Origin of the sequence: Microbacterium sp. NPDC077184, assembly GCF_040687055.1 — a bacterium.
GTDB lineage: Bacteria > Actinomycetota > Actinomycetes > Actinomycetales > Microbacteriaceae > Microbacterium.
The window spans coordinates 97,528-111,443 of the sequence record NZ_JBFBMM010000009.1; the positions used below are offsets into that span (position 1 = coordinate 97,528).

At 69.7% G+C, this 13,916-nt stretch carries 14 protein-coding genes and 1 tRNA gene; 11 read left to right on the top strand and 4 right to left on the bottom strand.

Annotated features, from left to right (window positions below; translation table 11 throughout):
- Window positions 1–24 precede the first annotated feature (24 nt).
- The 4 genes from AB0O93_RS14930 to AB0O93_RS14945 are packed head-to-tail and all read left to right on the top strand — an operon-like array spanning window position 25 to window position 4,166.
- Window positions 25–810, top strand: coding sequence for a DeoR/GlpR family DNA-binding transcription regulator (locus AB0O93_RS14930; RefSeq protein WP_363344651.1), 786 nt, complete (start codon window positions 25–27; stop codon window positions 808–810).
- Window positions 807–1,754: a 1-phosphofructokinase gene (locus AB0O93_RS14935; RefSeq protein ID WP_363344653.1), complete on the top strand. Its 948-nt coding sequence runs from the start codon at window positions 807–809 to the stop codon at window positions 1,752–1,754. Before AB0O93_RS14930 ends, AB0O93_RS14935 begins: the two co-directional genes overlap by 4 nt.
- 36 nt (window positions 1,755–1,790) lie before the next feature.
- Window positions 1,791–3,863 (top strand): fructose-specific PTS transporter subunit EIIC, encoded by a 2,073-nt coding sequence (locus tag AB0O93_RS14940; protein ID WP_363344655.1) that lies wholly within the window; start codon window positions 1,791–1,793, stop codon window positions 3,861–3,863.
- A 33-nt stretch (window positions 3,864–3,896) separates the two neighbouring features.
- Window positions 3,897–4,166 (top strand): HPr family phosphocarrier protein, encoded by a 270-nt coding sequence (locus AB0O93_RS14945; RefSeq protein ID WP_363344657.1) that lies wholly within the window; start codon window positions 3,897–3,899, stop codon window positions 4,164–4,166.
- Window positions 4,167–4,233: 67 nt separating this feature from the next.
- On the opposite strand, the gene AB0O93_RS14950 is transcribed toward AB0O93_RS14945, so the two are convergent.
- Entirely contained in the window at window positions 4,234–4,872 is a 639-nt protein-coding gene (locus AB0O93_RS14950) for an MBL fold metallo-hydrolase (protein WP_363344659.1), read from the bottom strand.
- A gap of 107 nt (window positions 4,873–4,979) precedes the next feature.
- Here AB0O93_RS14950 and AB0O93_RS14955 point away from each other — a divergent pair.
- Window positions 4,980–5,055, top strand: a tRNA-Glu gene (locus tag AB0O93_RS14955).
- A 52-nt stretch (window positions 5,056–5,107) separates the two neighbouring features.
- On the opposite strand, the gene AB0O93_RS14960 is transcribed toward AB0O93_RS14955, so the two are convergent.
- The gene (locus tag AB0O93_RS14960; RefSeq protein ID WP_363344661.1) at window positions 5,108–6,205 is read right to left on the bottom strand and encodes a DUF4349 domain-containing protein; all 1,098 of its coding nucleotides are present in this window, start codon (window positions 6,203–6,205) and stop codon (window positions 5,108–5,110) included.
- On the bottom strand, window positions 6,202–6,759 hold the full coding sequence (locus AB0O93_RS14965) for an RNA polymerase sigma factor (RefSeq protein WP_363344663.1): 558 nt from the start codon (window positions 6,757–6,759) through the stop codon (window positions 6,202–6,204). Before AB0O93_RS14965 ends, AB0O93_RS14960 begins: the two co-directional genes overlap by 4 nt.
- A gap of 252 nt (window positions 6,760–7,011) precedes the next feature.
- On the opposite strand from AB0O93_RS14965, the gene leuC reads away from it, so the two are divergent.
- The 6 genes from leuC to AB0O93_RS14995 all read left to right on the top strand — a co-directional run bounded on the left by leuC (window position 7,012) and on the right by AB0O93_RS14995 (window position 13,427).
- Window positions 7,012–8,469: a 3-isopropylmalate dehydratase large subunit gene (gene leuC / locus AB0O93_RS14970; RefSeq protein WP_363344665.1), complete on the top strand. Its 1,458-nt coding sequence runs from the start codon at window positions 7,012–7,014 to the stop codon at window positions 8,467–8,469.
- A 1-nt stretch (window position 8,470) separates the two neighbouring features.
- A complete protein-coding gene (gene leuD / locus AB0O93_RS14975; RefSeq protein WP_363344667.1) occupies window positions 8,471–9,106 on the top strand; it encodes a 3-isopropylmalate dehydratase small subunit in 636 nt (211 codons plus the stop codon).
- Between the two features lie 66 nt (window positions 9,107–9,172).
- On the top strand, window positions 9,173–10,540 hold the full coding sequence (gene murA, locus AB0O93_RS14980; protein ID WP_363344669.1) for a UDP-N-acetylglucosamine 1-carboxyvinyltransferase: 1,368 nt from the start codon (window positions 9,173–9,175) through the stop codon (window positions 10,538–10,540).
- Window positions 10,540–11,307, top strand: coding sequence for a lysophospholipid acyltransferase family protein (locus AB0O93_RS14985; protein ID WP_363344671.1), 768 nt, complete (start codon window positions 10,540–10,542; stop codon window positions 11,305–11,307). Before murA ends, AB0O93_RS14985 begins: the two co-directional genes overlap by 1 nt.
- Window positions 11,273–12,433, top strand: a complete 1,161-nt coding sequence (locus AB0O93_RS14990) for an NAD(P)H-dependent glycerol-3-phosphate dehydrogenase (RefSeq protein ID WP_363344673.1) — start codon at window positions 11,273–11,275, stop codon at window positions 12,431–12,433. Before AB0O93_RS14985 ends, AB0O93_RS14990 begins: the two co-directional genes overlap by 35 nt.
- The gene (locus AB0O93_RS14995; protein ID WP_363344675.1) at window positions 12,333–13,427 is read left to right on the top strand and encodes a D-alanine--D-alanine ligase family protein; all 1,095 of its coding nucleotides are present in this window, start codon (window positions 12,333–12,335) and stop codon (window positions 13,425–13,427) included. Before AB0O93_RS14990 ends, AB0O93_RS14995 begins: the two co-directional genes overlap by 101 nt.
- Here AB0O93_RS14995 and AB0O93_RS15000 read toward each other — a convergent pair whose 3' ends face one another.
- Window positions 13,428–13,916, bottom strand: coding sequence for a DUF3515 family protein (locus AB0O93_RS15000; protein ID WP_363344677.1), 489 nt, complete (start codon window positions 13,914–13,916; stop codon window positions 13,428–13,430). It lies immediately after the preceding gene.

Here is a 13,916-nt window from a genome sequence, read left to right on the forward strand (position 1 = left end):
GCACCTTGACGCTGAGGACGGACCATGTACGCGACGGAGCGACACGCTCACATCACCCGGAGCCTGACCGATCGCGGTCGCGTGTCCGTGGTCGACCTGGCGCGCGACCTGGGGGTGACGACCGAGACGATCCGTCGCGACCTCGACGCCATGGAGGAACAAGGCGTCCTCCGGCGCGTGCACGGGGGAGCCGTGCCCTCGCGGGGCGGCAGCACCACGGAGGTTTCGATCGCGGAACGGACGGGCGTCAACTCCGGCGCGAAGGAGGCCATCGCGCGGCGCGCACTCGAGGTCATCACGCGTGGGTGGCGCGGGTCGGTCCTGTTCGACGCCGGGTCGACCGCCGCCGCCGTCGCCCGTCTCATGGGTGATCGCGTCGCCGGCACCGGGGCGCACATCGACGCCGTGACACACGCCGTCCCCGTCGCCCACGCGCTGTCCACGGTTCCGGGGATCGATCTGACCGTTCTGGGTGGCCAGGTGCGCGGCATCACCGCCGCCGCGGTCGGGCCCTCCACGGTCGACGCCCTCCGGTCGCTGCGTCCCGATCTCGCCTTCGTCGGCACGAACGGCATCACGGCCGGATTCGGCTTGAGCACCCCCGATCCTGCGGAGGCCGCGGTCAAGGCCGCGATCGTCCGTGCCGCGCGCCGCGTCATCGTCCTCGCCGACGCCGACAAGATGGGGGTCGAGTCCCTGGTCTCCTTCGCCGACATCGCCGACATCGATGTCCTCGTCACCGATGCCCCGCTCGACGCGGAGCTGTCCGATGGCCTCGCCGCCGCCGACGTGGAGGTCTGGCTCTCATGATCGTCACCCTGACCGCGAACCCGTCCCTCGATCGTACGATCGTGGTGGACGCAGCCCTTCGGCCGGGCGAGGTACAGCCGGCCCACCCGGGGCGGGAGGATGCCGGTGGTAAGGGCATCAACGTCGCTCGGGTGATCTCCGGGGCGGGTGTGGCCGTGCGCGCCGTGCTCCCGCTCGCCGATGACGATCCGTTCGACGGTGCCCTCCGTGCCACGGGGATCGACGCCGTGCGCGTCCCGATCGCCGGCCGCGCCCGCGCGAACCTCACGATCACCGATCCCGAGGGGATCACGACGAAGCTGAACCTCCCCGGCGCGACGCTGTCGGTGTCGGAGGCGGACGCGGTCATCGCCGCGGTCGTGGAGGCGTCACGGGGAGCCCGGTGGCTCGTCCTGGCAGGGTCCCTGCCTCCGGGAGCCGGGGACGACTTCTACGTGCGGGTCATCGAGGCGGTCCGTCGAGCCCTCGGCGACGGCGCGCCGCGGATCGCCGTCGACACGTCCGGGGCCGCGCTCAGCGCGGTGGTGGACCGCGCCCGGCCCGATCTGATCAAGCCCAACGACGAGGAATTGGCGGATCTCACCGGGTCCGCGGCCCCGTCCGACACCCTCGTCGCCGGCGTCGCCGAGGCGGCCCGCAGACTCGTCGCGTCCGCGAAGATCGGCGCGGCGCTGATCACCCTCGGCGGGGAAGGCGCGGTCCTCGTCACCGCCGAAGGTGAGTGGTTCGGCCGCCCGCCCCGCATCGAGGTGGTGAGCACCGTCGGCGCCGGTGACAGCTCCCTGGCGGGGTACCTCCTGGCGGATCACGCCGGCGCCGTGCCCGCCGAGAAGCTCCGCTCCTCGATCCTCTACGGCGCCGCCGCGGCAGCGCTCCCCGGCACGCAGGCGCCGCACCCGACGGATCTTCCGCGCGGCGATGTCCTCGTCACCGCACTTCGCTGACACCCCTTTCACCACATCCGACCATTGGAGGTCACCGTGTCCCAGACCATTACTCCAGGCCTCGTGAGCCTGGACGTCGACCTCGGCGCCGACAAAGCTGCCGTCATCCGGGCTCTCGCCGAACGCGTCGTCGCGCAGGGCCGCGCCACCGACGCGGAAGGCCTCTTCGCCGACGCGTGGGCGCGCGAGCAGAAGGACGAGACCGGCCTCCCCGGCGGAATCGCGATCCCGCACGCCAAGAGCGCCGCCGTGTCGGAGGCCTCTCTGGCCTTCGCTCGGCTGGCGCCGGGCGTCGATTTCGGGGCCGCCGACGGGCCCGCAGACCTCGTGTTCCTCATCGCCGCCCCCGCGGGTGCCGCCGAGGCTCACCTCGCGGTCCTGTCGAAGCTGGCCCGCAGCCTCATGCAGGACGACTTCACCGCGGGCCTCAGGGCCGCGGCCACCGACGAAGACGTCGTCGCGATCGTCCGCCGGGCGATCGGCGAGGAGGGCGCTCCCGCCGACGCCGCTGCCGCGTCCGTCGCTGCGCCGACCTCGCAGGCCGCGCCCTCGGCGGACGAATCCCTCCTGATCGATGGTCGTCCTGCCCGCATCGTCGCCGTGACCTCCTGTGCGACAGGGATCGCCCACACCTTCATGGCAGCCGACGCCCTCACCGCGTCGGGGAAGTCCTCCGGCGTGGCGCTGACAGTCGAGCCCCAGGGGTCCAGCGGCTACCAGGCGCTGCCGCAGAGCGTGATCGACGACGCGGACGCCGTGATCTTCGCGACCGATGTGGACGTGCGCGAGCTCCAGCGCTTCGCGGGCAAGCCCGTCGTCCGCTCCGGGGTCAAGCGCGGTATCGAACAGCCGGCCGCGTTGATCGGCGAGGCCGTCGCCGCCGCGAAGAACCCCTCCGCGCCGCGGGTGAACGCCGCCGCGGCCGCCGCGACCTCCGCGTCGGCATCCGATGCGAACATCGGCTGGGGCGCGCGCATCCAGCGGATCCTCCTCACCGGCGTGAGCTACATGATCCCGTTCGTCGCCGGCGGCGGCCTGCTGATCGCGCTCGGCTTCGCCCTCGGCGGGTACGAGGTCACCGCGAACGCCGCCAACGTCATCACGCAGAACTCGCTCTGGGACCTCCCGACGGAAGACATCACGTCGCAGTTCGGGCCGCTCGGACAGTACCTCGGATCGGTCATGTTCATGATCGGCGCGACCTCCATGGGGTTCCTCGTATCGGCGCTGGCGGGCTACATCGCCTTCGCGATCGCGGACCGCCCCGGCATCGCCCCGGGTTTCGTCGCCGGTGCGGTGGCCGTCCTGATGGACGCCGGCTTCATCGGCGGCATCATCGGCGGTCTGCTCGCCGGTTTCGTCGCCGCCGCCATCGGGCGCCTCGACGTGCCGCGCTGGTTGCGCGGTCTCATGCCGGTGGTGATCATCCCGCTGGTCGCCTCGATCGTGGCGTCGGGGCTCATGATCCTCTTCCTCGGGCGCCCCATCGCCACCCTCATGGATGCGCTGAACGTGTGGCTGACCGACCTTGCCGGCACGTCCGGCATCGTTCTGGTGGGTGTGATCCTCGGCCTCATGATGTGCTTCGACCTCGGTGGTCCGATCAACAAGGTCGCGTACGCCTTCGCCGTGGCAGGTCTCGCCGCGGGCTCCGCGGAGAACCCCACGCCGTACCTCATCATGGCCGCGGTGATGGCCGCGGGAATGGTGCCGCCGCTGGCGATGGCGTTGGCGTCGACCCTGCTGGCACGCGACCTGTTCACCCCCGTCGAACGGGAGAACGGCAAGGCCGCGTGGCTGCTCGGAGCATCGTTCATCAGCGAAGGAGCCATCCCGTTCGCCGCTGCCGATCCGCTCCGGGTCATCCCGGCGTCCATGGTCGGCGGTGCGGTCACCGGTGCGCTGACCATGGTCTTCGGCGTCCAGTCCCTGGCCCCGCATGGTGGTCTGTTCGTCTGGTTCGCGATCAATCCCTTCTGGGGCTTCCTGATCGCGCTCGTGGCCGGTACCGTCGTGTCCGCCCTCGTCGTCGTCGCCCTCAAGAAGTGGGTCGGCCGCAAAGAACTCCTGCAGGCCGAGGCTCCCATGCAGGCCGCGGTCGCCGTCTGACCCCCGACCATCACCCATCTCGAAGGAGAAATCATGGCAGAACGCCAGGCCACCATCGCCAGCAGCTCAGGGTTGCACGCTCGACCGGCGAAGCTCTTCGTCCAGGCCGTGCAGGACAAGCCGGTTCCCGTCACCATCGCGGTCGAGGGCGGCCCTGACCTCAACGCCGGGAGCATCCTGTCGCTGATGGGACTCGGGGCGGCTCACGGCACGGTCGTGACCCTCAAAGCGGAGGGCGAGGGTGCCGAGCAGGCGCTCGACGAGCTCGTCACGCTGCTGGAGACCGACCTCGACGCCGAGTAGGACCATCACGAAAGGACGAGGACGGATGCCGTGCGGCATCCGTCCTCGTCCTTTCGCCGTCCGCGCGTCAGAGGTCGAGGGAGTCTCCGGGGGCGAGGGCGGCGAATGAGCCGCCATCCTGCTCGACCGCCCATCGCAACCGCGCCCGTCCCATCTCCAGGCCCGCCGCCGACAGCGTCATGTCGTGCGTCGCGAACGCACGGCGGGGAGCGACGTCGAGGACGAAGTCGATCGCCTCACCGATCTTCAGCCAGGGCGCCCCTACCGGCGCGGCGAGCAGGTCGACGGAGACACCGTGCGGAACGGCGTACGAATCGCCCGGATAGTAGAGGCGCTCGTTGACCAGGACGCCGACGTTGTCGACGACCGGGATCGAGGAGTGGATGACGGCGTGGCGACCTCCGAAGAAGCGGAGGTCGAACGGAGCGAGGTCGAGCCGGTCGTCGGGATGCACCGGCACGACGTCGAAGCCCGCAGCGGCGGCGACCACGCCGGGCGGGCCGTAGATCGGGACATCCGGGTACCGGTCGCGCAGTCGCGTGAGGTGCTCCGCAGACCAGTGGTCGGCGTGCTCGTGGGTGATCACGACGCCGACCAGATCACCCAGATCGTCCAGGGGAGAGGTGAACGATCCGGGATCGATCACGAGGGCTTTTCCGGCCTCGCGGAGCACCAGTGTGGCGTGTTCGAACTTTGTCACTCGCATGCGTCGAGTCAACTGGGCGGACCCGTCGACGACAAGCCCGGCATCGATTCCCGCCTCGATTTGTCTCTCGCGCGAATGCCATGGCATACTCGAACGGTTGCGAAAACGGCCCCATCGTATAGCGGCCTAGTACGCCGCCCTCTCACGGCGGTAACGCGGGTTCGAATCCCGCTGGGGTCACCAACATGAAGAAGCCCGGACCGAATGGTCCGGGCTTCTTCGTTCGTGCGCGGCGTCACTCGGTCGTCGACTCCGACGACACGGCAGTCCTGGTCGCGCGACGTCGACGGAGCACCCGCACGATGAGCCAGACGACCGCGCCGGCCGCGCCGAGCACGAGGATCCACGGCATCAGGAAGCCCAGGGCGATGACGATCGCGTTCAGGGTCGCCACCAGCCCGTTCCATCCGGCTGCGACACCGTCGGTGAATCCCGCCGGATCGGCGGTGACCGTGGGTGTGCGCGGCTCGACGGTCACCCACAGAGACGCCATCGCGACCTGATCGTCGAGCATCTCGAGCTGCTGCTGGTACGACTCCAGCGTCGCCTGACGTTCGGCGAGCGCGGATTCGGCGGCGATGAGGTCGGTGACGTCGGCGGCCTGAGCGAGGAGCTGCGTCAAGCGCTCCACGGACACTTCGGCGGCTTCCACACGCGCCTCCAGATCGACCACCTGCGCCGTGACGTCGGTGCGATCGATCGACGCCGCGACCACCTCGCCGAACCCGGCGAGGTCCTCGATCAGCGCAGGCAACTCGTCGGCCGGGACGCGCACGCTCATCCACCCGCCCGAGGTGTCCGGGTAAACGGCGGCGCCGGATTCCCCGGGCATCACGTCGATCGGCTGTACGGGTTCCCACGCGCCGATCCGCGATGACTCGACGTATCCGCCGCGGGTGATCGCCGCGGAACCGATCGCGTCGAGGGCCGGGGCCGGATCGGTCACCCTCAGCGTGGCCGAAGCAGACGAGATGACCTGTGCACCGTCGGCCATCGTCGCGCCGCCGCGCAGATCGGCCTCCGTGCTCATCTGCGGCGCCGCATCGAGGGCGACCGCCCCGGAGTCGGACACCTCGGCGGAGGCGGGACCCACCGCGGCGTCGTTCCCGCCGGAGACCACATCGCCCACGCTCGGAGCGATGACCGCTGCCACCGCGATGACGGCAGCCGCCGCGCCGCCGGCCATCCACATCCGTCCGCGTCGCGCTCGTCGCCGTCCCTCCCGTCGTCGCTCCTCGCCGATGCGGGTGAAAACCCCGTCTTCGATGCGCGCGAGGCGCTCGTCGTCGATCGGGGTGAGGACGACGTCGTCATCCATCTCAGAACTGTTCACGTGCTCTCCTTCACCACGGTCCGCAGTCTCGTGCGGATACGAGAGAGACGGTTCCTGACCACGCCGTGCGCGACCCCCAGCTCGTCCGCGGCCGCCTGATAGGCGTATCCCTCGGCCGCGCACAGTCGGAACACCTCGCGATCGAGCTCGCTCAGGCCGGCGACCTCGTCCGCGATCCGCGTGGCGAGGCCCGCGGTGATCACCTGCTGCTCCACATCGACCGTGGACGGCAGGGTCTCGTCGATCAACGCGGAACGGTGCCGGCGGTCGCGCTGCTGGATGCGGATGCGGTTCGCGCTCTGGAACCGGCAGATCGTCGCGAGCCAGGGGAGGAGCGATCCCCCCGCCAGTTCGAGCCCCGGAAGCTTCCGCCAGGCCACGACGAAGGTCTCCTGCGTCACGTCCTCCGCGTCGGCCGCATCGCCCAGCAACCCGTGCGCGATCCAGAACACGGGTTTTGCGTATGCGCGGAACAGTTCGCCGAACGCCCGTTCGCTGCCCTCGGATGCTGCGGCGACGAGGGCCGCATCATCCCGCGTGTCCGTCGGTCCCATCGCCGTCCTTCACTCTCGTCTCCCATCGGCGGTCGTCGTCTCTCGACACCAGAGTGTCCGCCCCGGACGAATCGTCTCACGGTGGCGCGCACGGTGTCGGCGGGGTGGCGGTGGTAGCCTGGGCCGGTGCGCGCCGTGGGTCTTCTCCTTCGCAGCCGCGACGAGACCTTGTCCTAGGCCCTTCTCGTCGCGGAGTCCGTCACGGGCCGACCCTTCGGGGCGTCGCCCCCTCTCGAGGAGAACCACACAGACATGAGCACGATCGATCCCGACGGCATCCCCGCCCGCCCGCGCACCCTCGCCGAGAAGGTGTGGGACGACCACCTGGTCGTCAGGGGCGAGGACGGCCAGCCCGACCTCATCTACATCGACCTGCACCTCGTCCACGAGGTGACCAGCCCGCAGGCGTTCGACGGACTCCGTGCGGAAGGGCGCCCGGTGCGGCGGCTGGATCTCACGATCGCGACCGAGGACCACAACACGCCGACGTGGGACATCGACAAGCCGATCGCCGACCTCACCAGTCGCACCCAGATCGAGACGTTGCGACGCAACGCGGCGGAGTTCGGCGTCCGGCTCCATTCGCTCGGAGACAAGGAGCAGGGGATCGTCCACGTCGTGGGGCCCCAGTTGGGGTTGACGATGCCGGGCATCACGGTCGTCTGCGGTGACAGCCACACCTCCACTCACGGCGCCTTCGGCGCGATGGCGTTCGGCATCGGCACCAGCGAGGTCGAGCATGTCCTGGCGACCCAGACTCTGCCCCTCAAGCCCTTCAAGACCATGGCGATCACGGTCGAGGGCGAACTCAAGCCCGGTGTGACGGCGAAGGACATCATCCTCGCCGTGATTGCGAAGATCGGGACCAACGGCGGTCAGGGCTACGTCCTGGAATTCCGTGGCTCCGCCATCCGTGCGCTGTCGATGGAAGGCCGGATGACGATCTGCAACATGTCCATCGAAGCCGGTGCGCGCGCGGGAATGGTCGCGCCCGATGAGACCACCTTCGCTTACGTCAAGGGCAAGCCTCACGCCCCGCACGGGCAGGACTGGGACGATGCGGTCGCCTACTGGCGCACGCTCCCGAGCGACGAGGGGGCCGTCTACGACGCCGAGGTCTTCCTCGATGCGAACGCCCTCGAACCTTTCGTGACCTGGGGGACGAACCCGGGCCAGGGCGTGTCGCTGAGCGACGTGGTCCCCTCGCCCGAGGACTTCGCCGATCCCAACGAGCGCGCGGCAGCGGAGCGGGCGCTCGAGTACATGGATCTCGTCCCCGGCACCCGGCTGAAGGACGTCCCCGTCGACGCGGTGTTCATGGGCTCGTGCACGAACAGCCGCATCGAGGACCTCCGAGCGTTCGCATCGCTGATCGAGGGGCGGACCAAGGCGGAAGGCGTGCGCGTTATGGTCGTCCCCGGTTCGGCCCGCGTGCGACTGGAAGCCGAGGCCGAGGGCCTCGACAAGGTGTTCCTCGACTTCGGTGCGGAGTGGCGCTTCGCCGGATGCTCGATGTGCCTCGGGATGAACCCCGATCAGCTGGCACCGGGGGAGAGGTGCGCGTCGACCAGCAACCGGAACTTCGAGGGCCGGCAGGGCAAGGGGGGTCGCACCCATCTGGTGTCTCCGCTGGTCGCGGCCGCGACCGCCGTCCTCGGACGTCTCGCCAGCCCGTCCGATCTGCCCGCACGTGAGAAGGTCGAGGCCTGACATGGATGCCTTCGAGACGCACACCGGTGTCGCCGCCCCGTTGCACCGCTCGGCGGTGGACACCGATCAGATCATCCCCGCTGTGTACCTCAAGCGGGTCACGAAGACCGGGTTCGACGACGCGCTGTTCGCGAACTGGCGCCAGGATCCGGACTTCGTCCTGAATCGGCCTGAGTTCGCCCGTGCGTCCGTGCTCGTCGCGGGACCGGACTTCGGTACGGGATCCAGCCGTGAGCACGCCGTGTGGGCGCTGCGGGACTTCGGGTTCCGCGTCGTGCTGAGCACGAAGTTCGCCGACATCTTCCGCGGCAACGCAGGTAAGCAGGGCCTCGTCACCGGAGTGGTCTCCGAGGCCGACCTCGAGTCCATCTGGGCGGCGATCGACGCCCGGCCGGGCACGACCGTCACGGTCGACCTCCGCGCCCGGACCGCGACCGTCCACGGCGACGCGGAGCGCGGCATCGACCCCCTCCAGGTGTCGTTCGACATCGACGATTACACTAGGTGGCGGCTTCTCGAAGGGCTCGACGACATCGGGCTCACCCTGCGGAACGCAGATCGGATCGCGGATTTCGAAGCTCGGCGCGAGGCATGGCGGCCCCGCACGCTCCCGGTTCCGGCCGAGAGCACGCCATAGGGCACAGCGCGCCACAAGCGCGTCCTGCGGCCAGCCATCCTCGAGACACATAGTGAGGTCCCCTGCATGAAGTCACTCGTCGGCGATGCCGAGACCACCTTGTCTCCCCGCGAGACCGCCGGAGAAGTCCTGGCGATCCGCGGCGGACGTCCGCTGACCGGTCGGGTCGAGGTGAAGGGCGCGAAGAACCTCGCGACCAAGGCGATGGTGGCGGCGCTCCTCGGGGAGACCGCCAGTGTCCTGCGCGATGTGCCGGACATCAGCGACGTGCAGGTCGTGCGCTCGCTCCTCGAAGTGCACGGTGTCACCGTGCGCGACGGTGACGAGGCCGGCTCGCTCCGCCTCGACCCGAGCGGGGCGGTCTCGGCCCACTTCGAGGAGATCGATGCGCACGCCGGGGCATCCCGCATCCCGATCCTCTTCTGCGGACCCCTGCTGCACCTGCTCGGCGAGGCGCTCATCCCGGATCTCGGGGGCTGCCGCATCGGCGACCGTCCGATCAACTTCCACATGGACGCGCTCCGCGCCTTCGGCGCCGTCGTGGACAAGAGCTACGAGGGCATCCGGATCACGGCGCCCAACGGCCTCCACGGCGCGGACATCGAACTGCCCTACCCGAGCGTCGGGGCGACGGAACAGGTCCTGCTCACCGCCGTCCGCGCCCGCGGCGTGACGGAGCTGCGCAACGCCGCGATCGAGCCGGAGATCATGGATCTCATCGCCGTCCTGCAGAAGATGGGCGCGATCATCTCCTACGAGCCGAATCGCGTGATCCTCATCGAGGGCGTCGAGAAGCTCCGCGGATACGATCACCGCTGCATCTTCGACCGCAACGAGGCCGCGTCCTGGGCGTGCGCGGCCCTGGCCACCGACGGGGACATCTTCGTCGGAGGCGCGCGGCAGCAGGAGATGCTGACGTTCCTGAACGTCTTCCGCAAGGCGGGCGGGTGGTTCGACGTGCACGAGGACGGCATCCGTTTCCGACGCGACGAGGCCTTGAAGCCCGTGATGGTCGAGACCGACGTCCACCCCGGCTTCATGACCGACTGGCAGCAGCCGCTGATCGTCGCGCTCACCCAGGCCGAGGGCACTTCGGTGGTCCATGAGACCGTCTACGAGAACAGGCTCGGTTTCACCGAGGCGCTCGTGCAGATGGGCGCCGACATCGTCGTCCATCCCCAGGGCCTTGCGAGCCCCGATCGCCGCGTCCCGCGTCGCGCGCTCGAGCAGGCCGCGGTCATCACGGGTCCCACGCCGCTGCACGGTGCGGACGTGGTCGTCCCCGATCTCCGCGGCGGGTACAGCTATCTCATCGCCGCACTCGCGGCCGAGGGGGAGTCCACGGTGCGCAACGTCGGGATCCTGCGCCGGGGGTACGAGAAGCTCCTCGACAAGCTGGACGCGCTCGGCGCCGACTACGACGTCATCGGCTGATGATGGCTCGGTCCCTGCATCGCGCGTCGCCGGAGAAGTCGCGTCCGAGCGCCTTCTGGCCGCTCGCCGCGGTCGCCGTGCCGCTGATCAGCGTGCTGATGAAGATCGAGATCGAGGGAGCCGAGAAGCTTCCTCGAAACGGTGCGTACGTCCTCGCCCCGAACCACTACTCCGAGGTCGACCCCCTCGCCGTCGCCCTCGCGGTGTGGCGCATGGGCCGGGCCCCCCGGTTCATGGCGAAGGAGAGCCTCTTCCGCGTCCCCGTCCTCGGCTGGATCCTCCGGAGCACCGGCATGGTGCCCGTGGCGCGGTCCTCCTCCGCGTCGGCGGCGCGTCAGACGCTGGAGGCGGCCGAGACCCTCGTTCGTCACGGGCGTGGGGTGATCGTGTACCCCGAAGGCACGCTCACGCGCGAGCCGGATCTGTGGCCGATGCGCGGCAAGACCGGTGCCGCGCGGCTGGCTCTCGCCGGCGGCATCCCGGTCGTTCCGATGGCGCACTGGGGTGTGCAGCAAGTCATGCCCCGCTACGGGAAGTTCCGGATGTGGCCTCCGCGCCGTCGGGTGCGGGTGATCGTCGGTGATCCGATCGACCTCGCCGCGCGCGGTGCCACACTGAGCCAGCCGGGCACGTTGATCGCGGCCACGGACGAGGTGATGGGGGAGATCTCCGCGCTTCTCTCGCGGCTCCGCGGCGAGACGGCTCCACCCGCCCGATGGGATCCCAGCCAGCATGGGCAGAAGGAGACCGGTCGCCTTGACCCGTAGACAGGATTCCTCCCGCCCCCGTGTCACCGTCATCGGCGCGGGCAGCTGGGGCACGACGTTCGGAAAGATCCTCGCCGACGGCGGCGCACACGTGACGATGTGGGCGCGGCGGCCGGAGCTCGCGGCGGAGATCCAAGAGGCCAAGCGCAACACGGAGTACCTGCCCGGGGTCAACCTGCCGCGGGAGATGTCCGCGACGCACCATCTTTCCGAGGCGCTCGAGGGCGCCGAGCAGGTGTACCTCTCGATCCCGAGCCAGGCCGTTCGCCAGAACCTGAAGGCCCTGCGCCCGCTCCTCCTCCGCACCGAAGCGCCCGTCGTCTCGCTTATGAAGGGCGTCGAGAAGAGGACCGGGCTCCGGATGAGCCAGGTGATCGAGCAGGAGCTGCACTGCGATCCCGCGCGGATCGCCGTCGCCTCGGGTCCGAACCTCGCTCTCGAGATCGCCCGCGAGCAGCCCACCGCCGCCGTCATCTCCTCGACCGACCAGGACACGGCCGACGCCGTCGCCCGACGGTGCCGCAACCGGTACTTCCGGACGTTCGTGAACACCGACGTGATCGGGACCGAGTTCGGCGGGGTGTTGAAGAACCTCATCGCGGTCGCCATCGGAATCGTCGACGGCGTCGGCTACGGCGAGAACACCAAGGCATCGATCATCACGCGCGGACTGGTGGAGATGACGGATTTCGCGGTCGCCTACGGCGCCCAGCCCGGCACCCTCCAGGGCCTCGCGGGCCTCGGTGACCTCATCGCCACGTGCCAGTCGCCCCTCAGCCGCAACAACACGGCCGGGAGGTTGCTCGGACAGGGCTACTCCTTCCAGGACGTGGTGAAGCAGATGCAGCAGACCGCCGAGGGCCTGGCGTCGGTCGCCCCGATTCTTCAGCTCGCCCGCGAAGTGGGCGTGCAGATGCCGATCGTGGAGCAGGTGAAGATGGTGCTGGACGGGACGATGGACCCGAGGGACATCGCACCGCACCTGACGACCGATGACGACACCCCGCAGGGGGAGAGGACACAGCATGGACAGGCCGGCGGTGGTGGTGCTCTTCGGAGGTCGCTCCAGCGAGCATTCGATCAGTTCCGCCACGGCGGGCGGGGTCCTGCGCGCGATCGATCGTGACCGCTATCGGGTGATCCCGGTGGGCATCACCCGTGACGGGATCTTCGTCCTGGAGGTGGACGACCCGGACCACTTCGCCATGAGTGCGGGTCGGCTGCCCGAGGTGATCGACAACGGCACACGCGTCCTCTGGCCCGAAGGCGGGGGAGACCAGACCCTTCGGGTGCGTGACGCCGACGGCACCACGGCCGAGCTCGGACGCGTCGATGTGGTACTCCCGATCCTCCACGGCGTCCACGGCGAAGACGGCACGGTCCAGGGATTCCTCGACACGCTTCGCCTGCCGTACGCCGGTGGCGGCGTCCTGGACTCCGCGCTGTGCATGGACAAGCACTTCATGAAGATCGTGCTCGCGGCCGCGGGCGTTCCCGTGACGCCGTGGGTGACCGTCACGCGTCGCCGGTGGAGTCGCGAGCCGGACGTCGTCCGGGCGGAGGCCGCGGACCTCGGTGCCACGGTCTTCGTCAAACCGGCACGCGCGGGGTCGAGCGTCGGCGTGTCGAAGGTCCATGAACCCGGCGAACTGGCTGCGGCGCTCGAGCTCGCCTTCGCCGAGGACGACAAGGTGCTGATCGAGACCGCGATCGTCGGCCGTGAGGTCGAGGTCGCCATCCTCGAAGGACGCGGCGGCGCAGCGCCGCGGGCTTCGCTGCCGGGCGAGATCGTGCTGACCACACGGGAGTTCTACGACTTCGAGGGGAAGTACCTCGGCGGCGACGGCGCCGAGGTCGTCTGCCCCGCGGACCTGAGCGCACCCGAGGTCGATGCGGTCCAGAGCCTCGGGGTCCGCGCGTTCGAGGCGGTCGACGGCCGGGGTTTGGCGCGGGTGGACTTCTTCGCCACACCCGATGGGAAGCTCGTGGTGAACGAGCTGAACACGATGCCCGGGTTCACGCCCATCTCGATGTTCCCGAAGTGCTGGATCGCCTCGGGGATGAGCTACGCGGAACTCATCTCCGAACTCATCGACACGGCTCTCGAGCGCGTGCCCTGATCAGCCCTCAAGGTCGGGGGTGTCTCCGCGCTCGAGGCAGCGTGATCCATCGGTGGGAAGGACGGAGACCAGGGCGGACAGGCGGTCCAGCACCTCCGCGCTCGAGACGCGCTCGTTGTCGAGGTAGAGCTCGACCGCCGGCATCCGACCGAACGTCGTCACCCGGTAGCGCGGGGCGTCGGACTCGTCGATGACCCAGTCCACCCCCGCCACCGTCTGGCAGGGGAGCGTCGTCGGTCCGATCGGCTCGAGCCCGCAGGTGAAGAGGATCGTCGCACTCGGCTCGCCCCATGCGGCCGTGGCCTGCGCGTCGGTCCACCGTCGCGGTTCGCCGTCCACCTGATCGGGCAGGCGCACCATCACGTCCGCGCATGCAGGATCATTGGACTGCGGGGCCGCTTCCATCGCGATCGTGGGGGCGCACCCCGCCAACGCGGCCAGGGTCGCGACGAGGGCGGAGGCCGTCAGCAGCCGGGAGAATGCACGCAC

Excerpts from the sequence above, each read along its gene's own strand:
- AB0O93_RS14990 (WP_363344673.1), top strand. The coding sequence starts at position 11,273 with ATGGGCAGAAGGAGACCGGTCGCCTTGACCCGTAGACAGGATTCCTCC.
- AB0O93_RS14930 (WP_363344651.1), top strand. The coding sequence starts at position 25 with ATGTACGCGACGGAGCGACACGCTCACATCACCCGGAGCCTGACCGAT.
- leuC (WP_363344665.1), top strand. The coding sequence starts at position 7,012 with ATGAGCACGATCGATCCCGACGGCATCCCCGCCCGCCCGCGCACCCTC.
- AB0O93_RS14985 (WP_363344671.1), top strand. The coding sequence starts at position 10,540 with ATGATGGCTCGGTCCCTGCATCGCGCGTCGCCGGAGAAGTCGCGTCCG.
- leuD (WP_363344667.1), top strand. The coding sequence starts at position 8,471 with ATGGATGCCTTCGAGACGCACACCGGTGTCGCCGCCCCGTTGCACCGC.
- AB0O93_RS14945 (WP_363344657.1), top strand. The coding sequence starts at position 3,897 with ATGGCAGAACGCCAGGCCACCATCGCCAGCAGCTCAGGGTTGCACGCT.
- AB0O93_RS14935 (WP_363344653.1), top strand. The coding sequence starts at position 807 with ATGATCGTCACCCTGACCGCGAACCCGTCCCTCGATCGTACGATCGTG.
- AB0O93_RS14995 (WP_363344675.1), top strand. The coding sequence starts at position 12,333 with ATGGACAGGCCGGCGGTGGTGGTGCTCTTCGGAGGTCGCTCCAGCGAG.
- AB0O93_RS14950 (WP_363344659.1), bottom strand. The coding sequence starts at position 4,872 with ATGCGAGTGACAAAGTTCGAACACGCCACACTGGTGCTCCGCGAGGCC.
- murA (WP_363344669.1), top strand. The coding sequence starts at position 9,173 with ATGAAGTCACTCGTCGGCGATGCCGAGACCACCTTGTCTCCCCGCGAG.
- AB0O93_RS14965 (WP_363344663.1), bottom strand. The coding sequence starts at position 6,759 with ATGGGACCGACGGACACGCGGGATGATGCGGCCCTCGTCGCCGCAGCA.